This is a genomic window from Blautia sp. AF14-40, assembly GCF_003479665.1.
Taxonomy (GTDB): Bacteria; Bacillota; Clostridia; order Lachnospirales; family Lachnospiraceae; genus Fusicatenibacter; species Fusicatenibacter saccharivorans.
This window is the reverse complement of record NZ_QUHK01000002.1, coordinates 215,874-234,958: the sequence shown is the minus strand read 5'-3', so window position 1 is coordinate 234,958 and position 19,085 is coordinate 215,874. Positions and strand designations below refer to the sequence as shown.

Sequence of the window (19,085 nt, the reverse complement as noted above, 5' to 3'; positions counted from 1 at the left end):
AACAAAAAGCCCCCGGAAATGTCAGATTTTCTGACACCCGGAGGCTCTTTTTATTTCGTCTGTTGTTATCTTTTTCCGGTACTTCCGATTCCGCCGCGGTCCTCGCCGTTTAAGTGGTCAACTTCTTCAAAGCCGATGGTCGGCTGGTGTTTCTCGATGCGGAACTGGCAGATGCGGTCATTCACATGAATCACGGTGTCGCGCAGGGCGTACGCCGGCATGTAGAACCAGTCGTTCGGTCCGCAGTAGCTCTCGTCGATGATTCCGCAGTGGTTCGTCTGGATAATGCCGAAGTTCTTGAAGGTGCTGCTTCTCGGCACAATATGCGCCTCATAGCCTTCCGGCAGCTGCATCGCAACGCCGAGGTGAATCAGCTTAAATTCTCCGGCCTTTAACTCCACTTCCTCTGCTGCGCGCAGATCGATCCAGTCGGACTTTCCGTCGATATAGCGCAGGCGCTCAATTTCATCGTTTAAATACTGAATTTTAATGGTTTCCATAAAGCGTCTCCTTTTCTTTTTGTGTCTATTTCTCGCCGAACAGTACGACTTCGCCGCGTGCTCTCGTCTTTTTCACATCAATGACTCTCTGATTCGGGCTGCCCTTCCATTCCAAGGTAACGTCCCTCTGGGCAAGAATAAAGCGGCCGTCCACAACCACGTCCGTGTAATCCATCAGTTCCAGATCACAGACGGATTCCCACTCATATCCGGTGTAAACCCAGATATCTTTTTTCGGATATCTTTCCTTGATCTCTTTTGCCAGAGCCGTCACATCCGCCCGGTTTGCCTCATGCAGCGGATCTCCGCCGGAGAAGGTGATGCCGGAAATGTAGTCCTTGTCCAGCTGTTCAAAAATTTCTGCCTTTGCCGCGTCATCAAACGGGATGCCGCCATTTGGATCCCAGGTAATCGGATTCTGACATCCCTTGCAGTGATGACCGCATCCGGCGACCCAGAGCACGACGCGCAGGCCGTCTCCGTTCAGCATATCGTCTTTCGTTATATTATGGTATCTCATAGCTTTCACTCCTATTGGACATAAGAAAACACAGAAAAACGAACCGTTTTGCAGATCCCTTTTTCTGTGTTCCCCGCTCTTTATCGTCTGGCAGATCTATTTATTTCGCGTCTGCCGGAACATCCTTGATACTGAAGCTTACACGGCCCATTTTATCTTTGCCCATGCAGACTACTTTTACAACATCGCCAAGGCTGACAACGTCTTCTACTTTCTCAACACGCTGTTTGGCGAGCTTGGAGATGTGTACCAGACCTTCTTTTCCAGGTGCGAACTCAAGGAAAGCACCGAAGTCTTTGATGCTGACAACTTTTCCGGTCAGGATCTGTCCCTCGGTAAAGTCGCTTGCGATGATCTCGATATATTTCTTTGCCTGATCCATCATAGCCTGCTCGGTTCCGCAGATGGAAACTGCACCGTCATCTGTGATGTCGATCTTTACGCCGGTCTCATCGATGATGGCGTTGATGGTCTTTCCTCTCTGGCCGACAACTTCACCGATCTTCTGCGGGTCGATCATCATCTGGATGATCTTCGGAGCGAACTCGCCGACCGTCTTACGCGGCTCTGCGATCGCTTTCTCCATAACCTCGGTCAGGATGTACTCTCTTGCCTGTTTCGTTCTGGCAATCGCCTCTTCTACGATCTGACGGGTCAGTCCATGGATCTTGATATCCATCTGGATTGCAGTGATTCCGTCGTGGGTACCAGCTACCTTAAAGTCCATGTCGCCGAAGAAGTCTTCGAGACCCTGGATATCGGTCAGTACGAGGTAATCATCATCGGTCTCGCCTGTTACCAGACCGCAGGAGATACCTGCAACCGGTTTTTTGATCGGTACACCGGCAGCCATCAGAGACATGGTGGATGCACAGATACTTGCCTGGGAAGTAGAACCGTTGGACTCGAAGGTCTCGGATACGGTACGGATTGCGTACGGGAACTCTTCCTCGGTCGGAAGTACCGGAACCAGGGCACGTTCTGCCAGAGCACCATGGCCGATCTCACGGCGTCCCGGTCCGCGGGACGGTTTTGTTTCACCTACAGAGTAGGACGGGAAGTTGTACTGATGCATGTAACGTTTGGAGGTCTCGAACTCATCCAGTCCGTCCAGTTTCTGTGCTTCGGAAAGCGGAGCCAGTGTTGTTACGTTGCAGATCTGAGTCTGTCCACGGGTGAACATAGCGGAACCATGAACACGCGGGATAATGTCAACCTCTGCTGCCAGAGGACGGATTTCTGTGATCGCACGGCCGTCCGGACGTTTGTGGTCTTTTAAGATCATCTTACGAACGGTCTTTTTCTGATACTGGTAAACAGCCTCGCCTAATACTGCCAGCCACTCTTCGTTGTCGGCAAATGCCTCCTCGAGTTTCTCGGTGATGACACGGATGTTTTCTTCTCTTGTCTGTTTGTCATCGCTGAAAACAGCCTCTTCCATCTCGGCCGGAGGAACGATCTCTTTGATCGCTGCAAACAGCTCTTCCGGAATCGCGCAGCTCTCATAAGCGTGTTTCGGTTTTCCAACCTCTGCTACGATGCTGTCGATGAATTTGATGATTTCCTGGTTTACTTCGTGTGCTTTGTAGATGGCGTCGATCATTTTTGCTTCCGGAATCTCTTTTGCTCCGGCTTCGATCATGATGACTTTCTCTCTGGTGGAAGCTACGGTCAGTTTCAGGTCGGATACGGCTTTCTGTGCGAGAGTCGGGTTTACAATGAACTCGCCGTCGATCATGCCGATCTGAGTCATGGCACACGGACCGTCAAACGGGATGTCGGAAATGCAGGTTGCGATTGCGGAACCCAGCATTGCGACTACTTCCGGATCGCAATCCGGATCAACAGACATTACCATGTTGTTTAAGGTAACATCGTTGCGGTAATCTTTTGGGAACAGCGGACGCATCGGACGGTCAATGACACGGCTGGTCAGAATTGCGTGCTCGCTTGCTTTTCCTTCTCTTTTGTTGAATCCGCCCGGGATTTTTCCAACGGCGTACATCTTCTCTTCGTACTCAACGCTTAATGGGAAGAAGTCGATGCCGTCACGCGGTTTCTCAGATGCGGTTGCTGTAGAAAGAACTACAGTATCGCCATAATGCATAAATGCTGCGCCGTTTGCCTGTTTTGCTACACGGCCTACGTCTACGGTCAGGGTTCTGCCTGCCAGTTCCATAGAAAAACTCTTGTACATAAATAATCTCCTTTTTTTCTTCTGAGCAGAATTTCCGAAACAACTGAAAAGCACACCGGAATACGGACAGGATGCAGCTTTTCAATGTGTTTTTCAGTGGTCTCGGATAAAATTCCTGCACCTCCAGAACCTGCCACTGGCAGCTTCTTACGGATGCAATGCAGCTCAGAATGGCTCCATGTCGTTTGCGTCTTTGATCTTACAAGCAAAGAAACGGGCGGAAAATGTATCCCGCCCGTTGTTCCAAGCTGATTATTTTCTGATTCCTAACTTCTCGATTAAAGCACGGTATCTTTCAATATCAGTTTTCTTTAAGTAGTCAAGCAGACCACGTCTCTGACCAACCATTTTCAGAAGACCTCTTCTGGAGTGATGATCTTTGTGGTGAACTTTCAGATGCTCGGTGAGCTCCTCGATTCTTGCGGTAAGAACAGCTACCTGTACTTCCGGTGATCCTGTATCTCCCTCAGTTCTTGCATACTCTTTGATGATTGCCTGTTTTTTTTCTTTCGAAATCATTTTAAATTCCTCCTGTTATTTTGATTGCACCGCTGACTAAGAAGTGGTCGGAGTGTCCTGCCTCTGAATCAGGGTCCGGGGATCTTTTTTGTCCCGCATACTCGATTAGTATAGCATACGCTTTTCGAATTGTAAATACTAAAATCAGATGTTTTCGCGGTGAATTTTCACGTAGTTACAGTTCTCCGAACTGTAACTTTCGCAGCTCTCATTTTAAGTTTTGCTTCGCAAAAGGAGAGCTGCTCACACCTGAATCACTTTCTTACGCAGCGAAACAGCGAGTGTTTCACTGCTGAGCGAACTTTTTTTCTACATATTTTTTCCCTGCCGCAACATCATGATCGAGCTGGTTTTTCAGCGCGTCGATCGAAGCAAATTTCTGCTCCGGGCGCAGGAATTTTAACAGAGAAACCTCCGCCTGTTTTCCATAGAGATCCTCGCTGCAGTCAAAAAGATTCGTCTCCACGCCGGTAAATTTTTCCTGTACCGTCGGCTTAACACCGATGTTTGTGATACCGTAATAAATTTTTCCTTCGATTTTCACCTCGGAAACGTAGACGCCGAACGGCGGAAGCAGCTTTTCTGCCGGCGGGATCTGATTGATGGTCGGCACGCCGATCGTTCTGCCGAGTGCATGACCGTGGACAATCTCGCCGTGAACCGCGTAATCGTAGCCGAGCAGACCGCTCACGGCTTCCATATTGCCCTGTTCCAGCTCTTCCCGTGCCCAGGTGCTGCTGATCTCGCGGCCGTTTTCCTCTGCTTTTTCGATGATCTCGGTTTCAAAACCAAGGGACGGGCCCATTTCTTTCAGCATTTCGGCTGTGCCGCTTCTCTTGTAGCCAAAACCGAAATCCTTTCCCACAACAACTTTTTTCGCGTGCAGCTTATCCACCAGAATCTCTTTGATAAAGGCTTCCGGCGTCATGTGCATCACTTCATCCACAAACGGGCATTCCACAAGGCAGTCCATGCCAAGCTGTTCGAGGCGGGCTCTTCTCTCCTCATTCGTCAACAGCTGATGCGGCTTGACATGCTGCACTTTCGACTGTGGCGACACGTCAAACGTAAACACAACCGTTTCCAGTCCTTCCGTTCTGCCGATTGCAAGGACACGACGGATCAGAAGCATATGCCCCCGGTGGAGGCCGTCAAATTTTCCCAGGGTTACAACGCTGTCCCCTCTGCTGTCAAAATCCAGTGTTTTTGTTAGATATCTCATGTTCTCTCCAGAAATAACTTGACCGGTCTGGTTAAGTTTTGTGATGGTCTGTATTGATAAATACCGACAAACGTTCCGCCATCGAGATAAAGGCGGAACTCCTCGTCTTCTGCGAAGTCCCCGCCGGAAGCAGTTTCCCCGATTTCGCGGATCTGCGCCGGTTTCAGCGGATTTCCGTTTTCCGCAAGCTTTTTCGCATGATCGTCCGCTGTCGCAAAGCTGCGCAGCGCGGCAAACATTTCATCGACCGGCACGAGGATCTCCGAAAGGCGGCCCTCACCGACAATCGCTGCGATCTCGTCAAGCGTGTGCGCTCCGTTTCGGTCAAACTGGCCGACTCTCGTGCGGATCAGCTGCTCCATACATCCGTGGCAGCCCAGTTTTTCGCCGATATCGTGGCACAGGGTGCGGATATACGTTCCCTTCGAACACGTTACTTCCATGCGCACCAGCGGAAGCTTCACTTCCAGAATGCTGATCTCGTAAAAGTGCACCGTGCGGGCCTTCCGCTCGATCTCGATGCCTTCCCGCGCCAGCTCGTAGAGTTTCTTTCCATTAACCTTCAGCGCGGAATACATCGGCGGCACCTGCTGCTGCTCCCCGACAAACGAGGCGATGCAGTCCCGCACCTCTTCTTCCGTCACGGTCACCGGCGCTTCTGCTGTCACGGTTCCGCTCATGTCCTGCGTATCCGTTGCGATTCCAAGGTGAAGCAGCGCTTCATACGTCTTCGTTTCATCGGTCAGCATATCGCAGAGACGCGTTCCCTTTCCAAGGCAGACCGGAAGCACGCCCGTCGCATCCGGGTCTAGGGTTCCGGTGTGGCCGATTTTTTTCTGGTGCAGGATGCCGCGCAGCTTCGCAACCACGTCATGCGACGTAAATCCCGCCTCTTTCCATACGTTCAGAACTCCGTTTATCATGTTGTTTTGTCTCCCTCTTTTTCACAAGAAAACCGGGCGTGGATATATTTTCTGCGCCCGGCTGTTTCCTGTTTATGCTTCTTCCTCTGTCGTCTCTTCTTCCTCTTCTGCAAGAAGCTGTTTTTCGATATACAGAGTCAGATTGTTGATTACATCATACGGAGAACCTGACATCGTGCAGCCAGCCGCACGGATATGGCCGCCGCCGCCGAATACGGCTGCGATTTTGCTCACATCAACCAGCTCGTCAGAGCGGAGGCTTACTTTGAAGACCTGCGGCTCCAGCTCATACAGGAAGATCGCTACGTGAACGCCTTCTGTATTTTTTAACTGGATGACAATGCCGTCCATATCTCCCGATGTCAGGCCATAGAAGTCCATGACCTTCTTCCGCACGATACCGACAATACACTGCTTGTCGAGAAGCATGATGCTCTCTGTCAGCGTGCGTCCCATAATCTGGTTCTGTACGTATGTTTTCTTGAAGAATGCATCCTCGATGATTCTGGTAAACGGAACTCCCTTTTCCATCAGAGCGGCCGCAACCCGCATCGTGTGCGGAGAGGTGCTGCTGTACTGGAATACGCCGGAATCGGTCACAATACCGGTGTACAGCGCCTCGGCGCACGGCTCGGAGATCTTTTCTTCCTCCAGAAGCCCAAACAGCACCTCGCAGGCAGAGCTTGCATCCGGCTCTACGTGATTGATTTCGCAATATTCTGTATTCGTCACATGGTGATCGATGCAGATCGTCTTTCCCGCTTTTGCAAGAAGCGGTGCGGCAACGCCGATGCGGTCCTCGCTGGATACATCCAGAAGGACCACAAGGTCGTACGCTTTCTCTTCACAGCTTGTCTTTACCTCAGAAAAGCCCGGAAGATAGGAAAATTCCGGCCGTGGATCCTCAAGATAGACATCTGCCTGAATCTCCGGCCGATTGTCGCGAAGATACTGGTATAATCCCAGGCAGGAACCGATGCAGTCACCGTCCGGACGAACGTGTCCGGCGATGGCCATGCAGGAGACTCCGTTTAGAATTTCATCAATTTTCTTCATTTTCCTCATCCTTTTTGTCTTCTTTGTGTGTTACTTCATCAATCAGTTTCGACATCGTAACGCCATATTCAATCGACTCATCCAGGACAAAGGTCAGCTCCGGTGTATTGCGGAGGTTAATGGTCTTGGCCAGCATACGGCGGATGAAGCCCTCCGCGCTCTTTAAGCCGCGGATGGTTTCTTTCTTCGCCTCATCATCGCCAAACACACTGATATATACTTTACACGTCTTCAGATCCGGCGCTACCTCTGCCGCTGTGACAGAGGTCATCATTCCGATGCGCGGATCCTTGATCTCGTTCCGGATGATGTTGGAAAGCTCTTTCTGTACTTCCCCGTTGATCCTGGTGTTTTTAATACTGTTTTTTCTCAACTTAATTCCTCATTTCTATCTCGGCACTTCTACCATGATATAAGCCTCGACCTGATCGAACTCCTGAAGATCGTTGAATCCTTCAAATACAAGACCGCACTCATAGCCGGAGCGCACTTCTTTGACATCGTCTTTGAAACGTTTGAGGGATGCCAGATTTCCTTCGAAGATCTGGTTTCCTTCGCGGCTGATTCGAACTTTGCAGCCTCTCTGGAACGTTCCGTCCAGTACATAGCTTCCGGCGATCGTTCCGACACCGGATGCCTTGAAGAGCTGACGTACCTCGGCATGGCCGATAACTTTCTCTTCGTAAACCGGCTCAAGCATACCCTTCATGGCTGCCTCAACATCCTCAATTGCCTGGTAGATGACACGGTACAGACGGATGTCTACGCCGTTCTGCTCTGCCATGGATTTTGCGTTCGCATCCGGGCGTACGTTAAATCCGATAATGATGGCGGAAGATGCGGTTGCCAGCATAACGTCGGACTCGTTGATCGCACCGACACCGCCGTGGATGACGCGTACGGCAACTTCCTCGTTGGAGAGTTTGACAAGACTCTGTTTTACTGCCTCGACAGATCCCTGTACATCGGCTTTGACAACGAGTGCCAGTTCTTTTAAGTTACCCTCCTGAATCTGGTTGAACAGATCATCCAGGGACATCTTCGCTTTTGTCTCCTCAAGCAGGTTCTTCTTGTTCTCTGCCACGAAGGTTGCTGCGAAGTTCTTTGCTTCTTTATCGTTATCGGTCTGAACGAGGATCTCTCCTGCGTTCGGAACATCGGAAAGTCCGAGAATCTCAACCGGAGTAGACGGGCCTGCCTCTTTGACGCGGCGTCCCTTATCATCCATCATCGCACGGACTTTACCGGAGCATGCGCCTGCTGCGATGTAATCGCCGACATGCAGGGTACCTTTCTGTACCAGAATGGTAGCAACCGGTCCTTTTCCTTTATCCAGCTCAGCCTCGATGACAAGACCTCTTGCTTTCCGGTTCGGGTTTGCTTTCAGCTCGAGCACTTCGGAAGTCAGAAGGATCATCTCCAGCAGATCGTCGATACCTTCGTTGTTCTTTGCAGATACCGGAACGAATACGGTGCTTCCGCCCCAGTCCTCCGGAATCAGTTCGTACTCGGAGAGCTCCTGTTTTACACGCTCTATGTTTGCGCCTGGTTTATCGATCTTATTGATCGCAACGATGATCTCAACGCCGGCTGCTTTTGCATGGTTGATTGCCTCAACGGTCTGCGGCATCACACCGTCGTCTGCTGCGACAACGAGAATGGCGATATCCGTTGCATTGGCTCCACGCATACGCATAGCGGTGAATGCCTCATGTCCCGGGGTATCGAGGAACGTAATCTTCTGTTTGTTGATCGAAACGGTGTATGCACCGATGTGCTGGGTAATACCGCCAGCCTCGCGGTCGGTGACATGGGTGTTCCGGATGCAGTCCAGAAGAGATGTTTTACCGTGGTCAACGTGTCCCATAACGCAGACTACCGGCGGACGCGGAACCATGTCTTTTTCATCCTCTTCGTCCTCTTTTAAGAGCTCTTCGATCACATCGACTTTCTCTTCCGGCTCAGCGATGATGTTATAATCAAGCGCGATTTCCTGTGCTTTTTCGAAATCGATCTCATGGTTTACGGTAACCATCGTTCCTTCCATGAACAGTTTCTTTACGATGACTGCCGGCTGCATTTTCATCTTCTCAGCCAGCTCGCGGATAGTCATTTTCTCCGGCAGGGTAATCTCCTTTACCTCATCCTTCGGAGCTTCCTGTTTCGGTTTGTTGACCGGTTTCTGGAGCGCTTTCGGGAGTCTGGACTGCTGATGATGTCCCTGGTTCGGACGGTTTCCGCCTCTTCCTCTGTCTTCACTGAATTTATTTTCTCTTAAAGAATCTTTGTTTTTGTCTTTTTCTTTTCTTCCTGTATCACGGCCTGGCTTCTTGATGCCAAGGCTCATTGTATCGCCTGCAGAGCTCTTATGCTCGGTTCTGCGGCGGTCTCCTCCCGGACGGCGGTTCTGATTCTGGGAATCATCATCCTTTCCTGCGAACGGTCTTCCGCCATTATTTCCCGGTCTGCCTCCGTTTGGACGTGCGGAACGCTCACCGAATGGTCTTCCGCTTCTCTCACCGTTTCCGCTTCTTCCGCCGTTATTGCGGTCTCCTCCCGGACGGTCTCCGCTGCGGTTCGGGCGGTCTCCATTGTTTCCGCCGAAGCGGCGTTCTCCCTGCGGACGGTCTCCGCTGCGGTTCGGGCGGTCTCCGTTATTGTTGAAGCGGCGCTCTCCCTGCGGACGGTCTCCATTGCGGTTCGGACGGTCTCCGTTATTGTTGAAACGGCGCTCTCCCTGCGGACGGTCTCCATTGCGGTTCGGACGATCTCCATTTCCGCCGTTTCCGTTTCCACGGTTCGGACGGTCCTCGCTTCTTCCGTTTCCATTGCGGTTTCCTTCCGGACGGCCATTTCCGCGGGACGGGCGGTCTTTTTTCTGTCCCTGGTTCTTTGTGAACTCTTTTGCTTCTTTACTTGTTGCGTTCTGCGGACGCACAACGGAAATAATTTTCTTTTTCTTCGGTTTTGCCTGCTCTTCCGGTTTCTTCATTTCCATATTTTCTGTATCTTTCTTTTCCAATGATCTTTTCTCCTCTTTCTGCGGTTTTCGTGTTTCCTGCATCCATCCACCGACCTTTCCGGCCTTACGCCTTACGCTTCTGCCAACAATGCTGCTATTTTTTCTGCAAAATGCGCTTCACATACGGCAAGGGAAGAACGGTATTCTCTTCCGATGGCTCTTCCAAGCTGCTCTTTGTCCCCAAAAAGAATGCATGGCACTTTATAGTATGCACACATATTGCGAAATTTCTTCTGTGTATTGGCCGACGCCGTTTCCGCCAGAATGACAAGGTATGCGCTTCCGCTCTTTACGGCCTGCTCGGTCGCAAATTCGCCGCTCGATACCTTACCCGCCTTCATGGCAAGGCCCAGCATGGATAATCCTTTACTTTGACTGTTCAATCTTCGCAAATGCCTCCTTTAACTGCTCATAAACCTCTGATGGAATTTCTGCCTTCAGAGAACGGGAAAGTCCTTTGTTTTTCATTGCTTTCCCAAGGCATTCCAGAGAGCAGACATAAGCACCGCGTCCGTTCATTCTTCCGGTTGTGTCCGGAACAATCGTTCCTTCGGTGGTTTTCACCACGCGGATCATTTCTTTTTTGTTTTTCATTTCATTGCAGCCAATGCATTTACGCAGCGGCACTTTACGAACTGTACTCAAATGCTCATCCCGCCTTTGTTTTTATTTTAATTACTCTTCGTCTCCGGCTTTCTCTGCTGTTTCTACATCATTCTCGTCGAAGTTTTCTTCTGCAGAGATGGTTCCCTCCTCTGCTGCGGACTCATCGTAATTGTCCTCTTCCTCGTATTCCTCTTCTTCTACGTAGTCGAAGTCTCCTGCCTCGCGTGCCTGAGTCTCGCTCTTAATGTCGATCTTGAATCCGGTCAGACGTGCGGCAAGTCTTGCGTTCTGTCCCTCTTTACCGATGGCAAGGGAAAGCTGGTAATCCGGAACGATTACTTTTGCGGTCTTCTCATCCGGATCTGCCATAACGGAGATAACTTTTGCCGGGCTCAGTGCGTTCTCGATCAGGAGTGCCGGGTTCTCATCCCATGTAATGATGTCGATCTTCTCTCCGTTCAGCTCATTGACAACCGCGTTGACACGGCTTCCGTTCATACCGACGCATGCGCCGACTGCATCGACGTTCGGATCGTTGGACCATACTGCCATTTTCGTACGGCTTCCTGCCTCACGGGCAATGCTCTTGATCTCTACGATGCCTTCTGCAACCTCGGAAACCTCAGACTCAAAGAGACGTTTTACGAGTTCCGGATGGGTACGGGATACCATGACTTTCGGTCCCTTGGTTGTATTCTTTACTTCCAGAACGTATACTTTCACACGCTGGGTCGGCTCAAATTTCTCGCCTTTGACCTGCTCGTTCTCGGTCAGCAGAGCGTCTACTTTACCGAGGTTGATGCTGACGTTGCGTCCTACATAGCGCTGTACCACACCGGTAACCACATCGTGCTCTTTCTCGAAGTACTGATCAAACAGAACTTTACGCTCTTCCTCACGGATCTTCTGAAGAATGACGTTTTTGGCATTCTGGGTTGCAATACGGCCGAACTCTTTGGATTTGATTTCTACCGGAACGATATCGCCGAGTTCATAGCGGGAGTCTGCACGTTTTGCATCGGAAAGGGCGATCTCCATGATCGGATCCTGTACCAGATCAACAACGGTTTTCTCTGCTACGACTTTGAAATCACCAGTCTGGGCGTTAATGCTTACCTTTACATTATCTGCTTTGCCAAAATGGTTTTTACAGGCCTGGATCAGCGACTGCTCAATTGCCTCAAGCAGGGTATCTTTGCTGATATTCTTCTCTTTCTCAAGAACTTCAAGGGCCTCCATTAATTCTGTATTCATTTTTCTCTTTTCCTCCTGTATCTGCGTCTGTTTAGAAATCAAATGCTAAACGGATCAATGCAATATCGCTTTTCTGGAAGACGCGCTCTGTTCCGTCCTCCTCCAAAATGGTCACACTGTTATCATCATATGCGGTGAGTATTCCGTAAAATTCCCGGTTTCTCTCGATCGCACGGTATGTCCGGATTTCCAGCTCTTTTCCCATGCTTCTCTTATAGTCTTTCTCTTTTTTCAGCGGACGTCCAAGGCCCGGGGAGCTGACCTCCATGATATAGGCGTCATCGATAAAGTCCTCTGCGTCCAGCCGGTCAGAAAATGCACGGCTGACGATTTCGCAGTCATCCACGGTAATTCCGCCTTCTTTGTCGATGTAAGCACGCAGGTACCAGGTACCGCCCTCTTTGACATACTCCACATCCACCAGTTCAAAACCATTGGCTTCTACAATCGGAGTGATCAGTTCTTCTGCCTTCTGTTCGTATTCTTCTCTTCTGCTCAAATCCTCACCACCTTTTTGATTCAGGGAAACTTTCGAAAAATTCTTTCATTTCCCTGTACACAAGAAAGAGTGGACGAAATCGTCCACTCCTTAACAGTCACTTATTAACAGTTTTACTATAGCACCTTTTCCGTGCAATTGCAAGGGTTAATTTTCAAAATATCCTTTATTTATCGCCTTTTCCGGCTTTTTTGTTCGCCGGTTCCGGGCAGATGTGGACATCGAGCTGGTTATACGGGATGGAAATTCCCGCCGCGTCAAACTCTTCTTTGATGCGCTCATTCATTTTCCATTTGACCGGCCAGTAATTTTCCGTTGCGACCCAGGCGCGCAGACCGACCGTGATCGCGCTCTCGCCCAGCTCATCTACGAAAAACTGCTGCTCCTCCGACTGAAAATGCGGCTCCTCCTCAACGAGGCGGCGCAGGATGTCCTTCGCTTTTCTGATATCGGACTCATAAGAAATGCCGACTTTGATTTCCAGCTTTCTGCGGTCCATTGCCGTCACGTTGATGATGGTGTGATTCGTAAGATTGGCGTTCGGGATCATGATGGTACGGTTGTCGATGCTGTTGATTGTCGTGTAATACATCTCAATCTTTTTGACCGTTCCCTCCTGACCTTCGCCCGGGAAGATGATGTAGTCACCGACCTTAAATGGCTTCAGCAACAGAATCATCACGCCGCCTGCAAAGTTCGAGAGGCCGCCCTGCAGTGCCAGGGATACGGCAACGCCGGCGGAGGCGATGGCTGCTGCGATCGACGCTTCGGATACGATACCGAGCTGAACGATAATGGTCAGCACCAGCAGCGTGTTCAGACTGTATTTCACCATGGAAGCGGTGAAACTGACCACCGCCTCCTCCGTGTGAAAACGCCGCATGTTTTTCCGGATCAGACCGCAGAGCCACAGGATCAGTTTGCGTGCAACCAGAAACAGAATTACTGCAAACACGATCTTCAGCACCAGATCGGCAGCCGAAGAGGCCTTATCGATCCAGTATTCATAGACGCGTTCCGCCGCTGTCAGATTCACCATGTGTTATCTCTCCTCTGTCTCGAATTTTCTCTGCAGCTCCTCGCCGAGTTCACTCATGCCTGTGCTTTTTTTCGTTTTTGTCTCTGGTTTTGCCTCTGATTTTGCTTCCGACTTGGTTTCCGGCTTAGTTTCCGGCTTTGTAGCCGGCTTCTTTTCCGGATCGGCGGCTGCGCGGTATTTTTCCACGGCTTTTGCTGCCTCTGCCGCTGCGGATTTTCCGGCTTTCACCAGCTTGTCCACCGTCTGCTCTACCGTTTTCACCGGTTTGCTGTCGATCGCCTGCTTTACGGCTTTCTCCACCTTCTCTGTCGCAGTCGTAGTTCCCTGCTTTTTCTCTGCGGTTTTCACCGTTTTTTCCGATACCTTTTTCTCTGCTTTTTGGGCAGTCTTTGTTGTTTTCTTTGCTTTTACTGCTTTTACTGCTTCTTCCGTTTTTCCAGCCGGTTTTCCCTTCTTTCCGGTTTTCTTCTCTGCTGCCGCTTTCGCTGCAGTTTTTGCCTTTGCGCTCTTATTGCTTGCAGCGCCCGTCTCCGGCTTCGTATAAGAAAATACCTGAACAGAAAGCGGTGCGAGTTTTACGGTAATCGAGTTTTTCCGCTCGTCGCACTCTGTTTTTTTCGACATTTTCACGCGTGGATTTCCGACGCCTGTTCCGCCATAAGCTTCTGCATCACTGTTGAACATCTCTTTGTACTTTCCTGGATACGGCACACCAATGCGGAAATCATCGTACTCGACATTCGAGAAGTTGCATACGACAAGCAGCGTATCTTCTTTCTTCCTTGTTCTGCGAAGGAAGATCAGAAGATTCTTTTCCCACTCCATGCCATTGATCCACTCAAAGCCCTCCGGCTTTTCGTCAAGCTGATACAATGCCGGATTTGCTTTGTAGAATGCATAAAGTGCCGCCATATAGTTTTTTAGCTGCAGATGTTCCTTGTCCTCAAGAAGCTCCCAGGACAGGGACTGTTTCTCATTCCACTCTTTTTCCTGTCCGAATTCCTGTCCCATAAACAGAAGCTTCTTTCCGGGATGCACCATCTGATAAGCGTACGCCAGACGAAGATTTGCCATTTTCTGCTCCGGTGTACCCGGCATTTTGGTATACATAGACCCTTTCAGATGAACCACTTCATCGTGTGACAAACTCAGCATGAATTTCTCCGAGTAAGCGTATACCATAGAAAATGTCAGCTGATCATGGTGCGCACCGCGGTATACCGGATCATATTTCATATATTCCGTAAAATCATTCATCCAGCCCATATTCCACTTGTAGTCGAAGCCAAGGCCTTCGTCATCGAGGTCTCCCGTCACCTTCGGCCATGCGGTCGATTCCTCTGCGATAAGAAGTGCATCCGGAAACTCTTTTTTGAAGATGGAGTTCAGATGTTTTAAAAATTCGATCGCCTCAAGGTTCTCATTTCCGCCGTAGATATTTGCGACCCACTCCCCGTCCTGCTTGCCATAATCAAGATACAGCATCGAAGCAACCGCATCCATACGGATTCCGTCGGCATGATACTCTTTTGCCCAGAAAAGAGCATTGGCAATCAGGAAGTTCTTTACTTCCGGTCTGCCGTAATTGTAAATCAGCGTGCCCCAGTGTGGATGGGATCCCTGTCTCGGGTCAAAATGCTCGTACAGACACGTTCCATCAAACGCAGAAAGTCCGAAGGTATCGCGCGGGAAGTGTGCCGGTACCCAGTCGAGAATAACACCAATGTCGTTCTGGTGCATCGTATCCATAAAATAGCGGAAGTCATCCGGCGTTCCGTATCGTGCTGTCGGTGCGTAATAGCCTGTTACCTGATAACCCCAGGATTCATCGAGCGGATGCTCCATCACCGGCATCAGCTCAACATGGGTGTAGCCGAGCTCTTTCACATAAGAAGCCAGCATCGGAGCGATCTCACGGTAGTTATAAAATTCACGGCCATCGTCCGGTTTTTTCCAGGAGCCAAGATGCACTTCATAAACAGAAATCGGCGCTTTGTCGCCCTGTGTGACACCACGCTTCTTCATCCAGTTCTCATCCTGCCACGCATATTTTCCAAGATCAACCACAACACTCGCATTGTTCGGACGCAGCTGTGCTGCATTCGCGTATGGATCCGATTTCAGATACGTCAGACCGCCCTTTGCCTTGATTTCATATTTATAGATGTCGCCCGCGCGAACACCGGGGATAAAGAGCTCGTAAATTCCGGACTCCAGAAGATTCATCTGATATGCTCTTCCGTCCCAGTTATTGAAATTTCCGACAACACTGACACGGATCGCATTCGGTGCCCAGACAGCGAAGTAAACACCGCTGATACCATCGATCTTTACCGGGTGTGCACCCAGCTTCTCATAGATGGAATAACAGATGCCGTTTTCAAACTGTTTCTGTTCCTGCTCGGTGAACTGCATCGGATAGGCGTACGGATCGTAATGCTCCATCTGGTTTCCGTCGCCGTCCCAGTAGATCAGCGTATAGGACGGAATTTTCTTTCCCGGAAGCAGAACAGCGAAAAATCCTGCTTCATCCTCGCAGACCATTTCAGTCTGTTTTCCGTCGCGAATCGTATGTACGGCTGCACGGGTTGCACCCGGGAAAAACGCCTGAATCAAAATACCATCCTCCGTTACGCGCGGTCCCAAGATGTCTCTTGGATGATTTTCCTCGGAATAGACCACGGCTTCTATTTCCGCCCAATCCATATAATCGTATAATTTTTCTTCCATTTTCAAAATTATAACCCCTCCTTTTTTATTTTACGTGCTCTCGCTGCTGCTTCCCCCATACAAAATCGCATAAAAAAGCACTCATTCATGCCAGAGCGTGTTTGAAAAAAGCTTTTCGTGAGCTGCGAGTCCCATTTTCAGCCCAAACGGTCTGCAGCAACCGGATAAAGTCAAAACAGATCGCGAAGTGGGGCTTGCAGATTGTGGAAATGATTTTTCAAATTCTGTTTTTATTTTACCATCCTAACCGCGATTGTACAATGCAAATCTGGTTTGTTTTTTTATTCTGTTTTTTTATTTATTCACCGCTGTCACGGAAAACTTTCCGTCTGTGGTCTGAATCTCATTGTTCTCAAACCAGACACTGTAAATTTTCTGTGAAGCCAGTGTTTTCAAGAGCTCCCCGGAAAGCGATTCGGCCTGATAATCGAAAAATGCTGCAAGCAGCGTATCAGCACAGCCATATTCACCGGAATAGACGATCAGTTCTGATGCTGCCGTGTGATCTTTTCCGTCTGACGCGCTAAGATACGGCGTGCGCATCGTTCCGTCCTGATACTGGTAATAGCGGTACGTATCGGGACTGCCCGCCTGGTAAGCGTGGAAAAATACGATACTTTTCGGTCCCTCGTACGTCATCGTTCCATGTGACTGAATTTCATTCCCGGAAAGATGGTACAGCGGGTACTGGTACTCTTTTTCCCCTGTTTCATCGAGACAGCGCACAAATCCGTCCTTGCTGGAAATAATGCCGAGCTGATAGCCCTTGCCGCGGATCATGTCCGCCAGATAGTCAATCAAAAAAGCATTTTTCATCCAGAAAAAGTCGAGATACGCCGTGTAGCCCATCTCTGCGGCATATGCCTGATACGCATCCGACACATGCAGGCAGACCTGGTTTTCTCCCGGGAATTCCATGGAAATGTCATCCGGGTTCTGCGCAAAGGCTGCGACGGCTGCCGCTTCCTCTGCCGCATCATCATCCTTCTCCGGATCGAACTGTGCTGCGGCCGCATCATCATTGCTCATGCAGAGATTTTCCAGTGACGCGTACAGCGGTCCCAGATAGATTTCCCGGCAGTTGGCATCGGATACTTTTTTCAGGGCATCGTACAAAACCGGATCTACCGTCATCACTTCGTTTGGATGCTGGTTGATATCGTACAGGTTTGTCACATCATCGAAACTCTCGTCGATATTGAAAAGCCGGTAGCCCTTCACCGCCGCATCGGTATAAATCAGCGAGAGTGCCTTTGCCTCCCCACCCGCCGATACGCCGCCTGCACCGACATTATATTTCAGTGTGAAATCCTCGCTGCAGTTCAGCTCCGAGCCCGCCTTCACGCTGATTTCGCGCCAGCCGGAATCGCCGCGCAGAAAATTCATAAAACCATACACCAGAAAACCGGATCCGATCGCCAGAAACAGTACCACAAGCACGATGCGCCGTCCGACATTCTTTTCAGAGAGCTGAACTTTCTGCACCGGCTTCGGCTGCCGTCTGTTTGGATCTTTTACTGTTCTTCCCATTCTTTTACTCCTCTTACTTTAAGTTCTCCCCTTCATTCGCACTGTGTTTTATTGTCCCAGAAAATATGTCTCCCGTCAAGTAAAACGGCACAAAAAAAGCAGCGCCGGAATCAAAAGACTTTCGATTCTGACACTGCTTTGCTTTTCACAGTCTGCTATAGGACAACCAATATCAATGCAATGATAAAGATCAGGAGAATCACGGCCAGTACGGCGAATCCGTACAGCGCGCCCTGCTTACATGCTTTATAGTTGTGATAGTACTGTTTCTTTTTGTATACCATTGCTGCGATAATACCGATGATCGGGAAGAAGAACGACAGCACTTTGTACCAGATGCTTCCGGTATCGTGAACCGGAGTTTTCAGGAACTCATCTTCTGCCTTGGAAAGATGAACCTCGTGGTTCTCCTCTTTTACTTTCTCGCCAGGCTTTTTGATGGTGATCGGCTGCAGCGGCTCTCCCTTTTCACGGAGTGCCTTGTACTCTTCGATCTCTTTCTTGTTTCCGTATACAAAGTGGTTGTGTCCGATATCCACGAACTCCGGTTTGTCCACGGAATAATCGTGAATGGACGGATCGTAGGTGTACAGCACTTTGTTCTTCTCAAGCTGCGGATCCGGAATCGGGATCGCAGAGATCAGGGAATGGGTGTATGGATGCAGCGGGAAGTTGAACAGCTCCTCTGCGTCCGCAACCTCTACGATATTTCCTTTGTAGATAACACCGATACGGTCGGAAATGAACCGTACGATGGAAAGGTCATGGGCGATAAACAGATAAGTAACCTGTTTTTCTCTCTGGAATTTCTTCAGCAGATTGAGGACCTGGGCACGAATCGATACGTCCAGTGCGGAGATCGGCTCATCGGCTACAACCAGCTCCGGCTCCATAACCATGGCACGGGCCAGACCGATACGCTGGCGCTGTCCGCCGGAGAACTCATGTGGGTAACGGGTCAGGTGCTCCGGCAGAAGACCAACTTCGTTGATCATGTTCTCTACCTTTTTCACACGGTCTGCCTCGTTCTCGTACAGATGGAAGTTGTAAAGACCCTCGGATACGATGTAATCGACCGTCGCACGCTCATTTAACGATGCGGCAGGATCCTGGAATACCATCTGAATGTTTCGGATAACCTCCCGGTCCAGGGAATGCGGAATCTTGCCGGAAATTTTAACACCCTTGTACAGGATCTCTCCTGCGGAACACGGGTTGACACGAATGACCGCACGGCCGATCGTGGTCTTTCCGGAACCGGACTCGCCTACGAGGGAGAAGGTTTCTCCCTTGTAGATGTCAAAAGAAGCATTTTTTACCGCTTTGACTGCGTCATCGCCCTTGCCGAAAGTGATATCTACATTTTTTACCTGCAGTAAGATTTCTCTTCCATTTTCGTCAATCGGACCATGCTCCGGCAGATGCGAAACAGTGGTCTTGCTTTCCTGCTTTGTAGACACTTTCAAAC

At 49.9% G+C, this 19,085-nt stretch carries 17 protein-coding genes and 1 pseudogene; 1 reads left to right on the top strand and 17 read right to left on the bottom strand.

The genetic code is table 11. From position 1 onward, the window contains the following. Positions 1-65: 65 nt before the first annotated feature. The 15 genes from DWW13_RS03010 to glgB form a co-directional block, all read right to left on the bottom strand. The gene (locus DWW13_RS03010) at positions 66-500 is read right to left on the bottom strand and encodes a dUTP diphosphatase (protein WP_022462938.1); all 435 of its coding nucleotides are present in this window, start codon (positions 498-500) and stop codon (positions 66-68) included. 25 nt (positions 501-525) lie between these two features. Further along, positions 526-1,020, bottom strand: coding sequence for an anaerobic ribonucleoside-triphosphate reductase activating protein (nrdG, locus tag DWW13_RS03005; protein WP_022462937.1), 495 nt, complete (start codon positions 1,018-1,020; stop codon positions 526-528). A 100-nt stretch (positions 1,021-1,120) separates the two neighbouring features. Beyond that, complete coding sequence (locus DWW13_RS03000; protein WP_118719153.1) at positions 1,121-3,217, bottom strand: polyribonucleotide nucleotidyltransferase; 2,097 nt, start codon at positions 3,215-3,217, stop codon at positions 1,121-1,123. A gap of 252 nt (positions 3,218-3,469) precedes the next feature. Beyond that, positions 3,470-3,736 (bottom strand): 30S ribosomal protein S15, encoded by a 267-nt coding sequence (gene rpsO, locus DWW13_RS02995; RefSeq protein WP_022462935.1) that lies wholly within the window; start codon positions 3,734-3,736, stop codon positions 3,470-3,472. Between the two features lie 286 nt (positions 3,737-4,022). Then, the gene (locus tag DWW13_RS02990) at positions 4,023-4,958 is read right to left on the bottom strand and encodes a bifunctional riboflavin kinase/FAD synthetase (RefSeq protein ID WP_118719151.1); all 936 of its coding nucleotides are present in this window, start codon (positions 4,956-4,958) and stop codon (positions 4,023-4,025) included. After that, positions 4,955-5,881 (bottom strand): tRNA pseudouridine(55) synthase TruB, encoded by a 927-nt coding sequence (truB, locus tag DWW13_RS02985; protein WP_117509185.1) that lies wholly within the window; start codon positions 5,879-5,881, stop codon positions 4,955-4,957. Before truB ends, DWW13_RS02990 begins: the two co-directional genes overlap by 4 nt. Before the next feature lie 72 nt (positions 5,882-5,953). Continuing rightward, positions 5,954-6,937, bottom strand: a complete 984-nt coding sequence (locus DWW13_RS02980) for a DHH family phosphoesterase (RefSeq protein ID WP_117509186.1) — start codon at positions 6,935-6,937, stop codon at positions 5,954-5,956. After that, positions 6,924-7,310, bottom strand: a complete 387-nt coding sequence (gene rbfA, locus DWW13_RS02975; protein WP_022462931.1) for a 30S ribosome-binding factor RbfA — start codon at positions 7,308-7,310, stop codon at positions 6,924-6,926. The genes DWW13_RS02980 and rbfA overlap by 14 nt, the downstream gene beginning before the upstream one ends. Before the next feature lie 15 nt (positions 7,311-7,325). Further along, positions 7,326-9,935 (bottom strand): translation initiation factor IF-2, encoded by a 2,610-nt coding sequence (gene infB, locus DWW13_RS02970; protein WP_334294901.1) that lies wholly within the window; start codon positions 9,933-9,935, stop codon positions 7,326-7,328. A 95-nt stretch (positions 9,936-10,030) separates the two neighbouring features. Further along, on the bottom strand, positions 10,031-10,342 hold the full coding sequence (locus tag DWW13_RS02965; protein ID WP_055221524.1) for a L7Ae/L30e/S12e/Gadd45 family ribosomal protein: 312 nt from the start codon (positions 10,340-10,342) through the stop codon (positions 10,031-10,033). After that, positions 10,326-10,604 (bottom strand): RNase P modulator RnpM, encoded by a 279-nt coding sequence (gene rnpM, locus DWW13_RS02960; protein WP_022462929.1) that lies wholly within the window; start codon positions 10,602-10,604, stop codon positions 10,326-10,328. Before rnpM ends, DWW13_RS02965 begins: the two co-directional genes overlap by 17 nt. Positions 10,605-10,634: 30 nt before the next feature. Then, positions 10,635-11,819, bottom strand: a complete 1,185-nt coding sequence (nusA, locus tag DWW13_RS02955) for a transcription termination factor NusA (protein WP_118600458.1) — start codon at positions 11,817-11,819, stop codon at positions 10,635-10,637. A gap of 31 nt (positions 11,820-11,850) precedes the next feature. Further along, positions 11,851-12,318 carry a ribosome maturation factor RimP gene (gene rimP, locus DWW13_RS02950; protein WP_022462927.1) on the bottom strand — a complete coding sequence of 156 codons (468 nt, stop codon included), beginning with the start codon at positions 12,316-12,318 and terminating at the stop codon, positions 11,851-11,853. A 166-nt stretch (positions 12,319-12,484) separates the two neighbouring features. After that, positions 12,485-13,357, bottom strand: coding sequence for a mechanosensitive ion channel family protein (locus DWW13_RS02945; RefSeq protein WP_118719149.1), 873 nt, complete (start codon positions 13,355-13,357; stop codon positions 12,485-12,487). 3 nt (positions 13,358-13,360) lie between these two features. Continuing rightward, positions 13,361-16,087, bottom strand: coding sequence for a 1,4-alpha-glucan branching protein GlgB (gene glgB / locus DWW13_RS02940; protein ID WP_118719181.1), 2,727 nt, complete (start codon positions 16,085-16,087; stop codon positions 13,361-13,363). 101 nt (positions 16,088-16,188) lie between these two features. On the opposite strand from glgB, the pseudogene DWW13_RS20110 reads away from it, so the two are divergent. After that, positions 16,189-16,296 (top strand): annotated as a pseudogene (locus DWW13_RS20110) (hypothetical protein); the annotation flags it as partial. Between the two features lie 85 nt (positions 16,297-16,381). Here the strand turns inward: DWW13_RS20110 and DWW13_RS02935 are convergent. Together DWW13_RS02935 and DWW13_RS02930 are read right to left on the bottom strand one after the other, a co-directional pair. Continuing rightward, the gene (locus DWW13_RS02935; RefSeq protein ID WP_118600462.1) at positions 16,382-17,617 is read right to left on the bottom strand and encodes a hypothetical protein; all 1,236 of its coding nucleotides are present in this window, start codon (positions 17,615-17,617) and stop codon (positions 16,382-16,384) included. Positions 17,618-17,772: 155 nt separating this feature from the next. Then, the gene (locus DWW13_RS02930; protein WP_279220546.1) at positions 17,773-19,077 is read right to left on the bottom strand and encodes an ATP-binding cassette domain-containing protein; all 1,305 of its coding nucleotides are present in this window, start codon (positions 19,075-19,077) and stop codon (positions 17,773-17,775) included. Between the last annotated feature and the right edge of the window lie 8 nt (positions 19,078-19,085).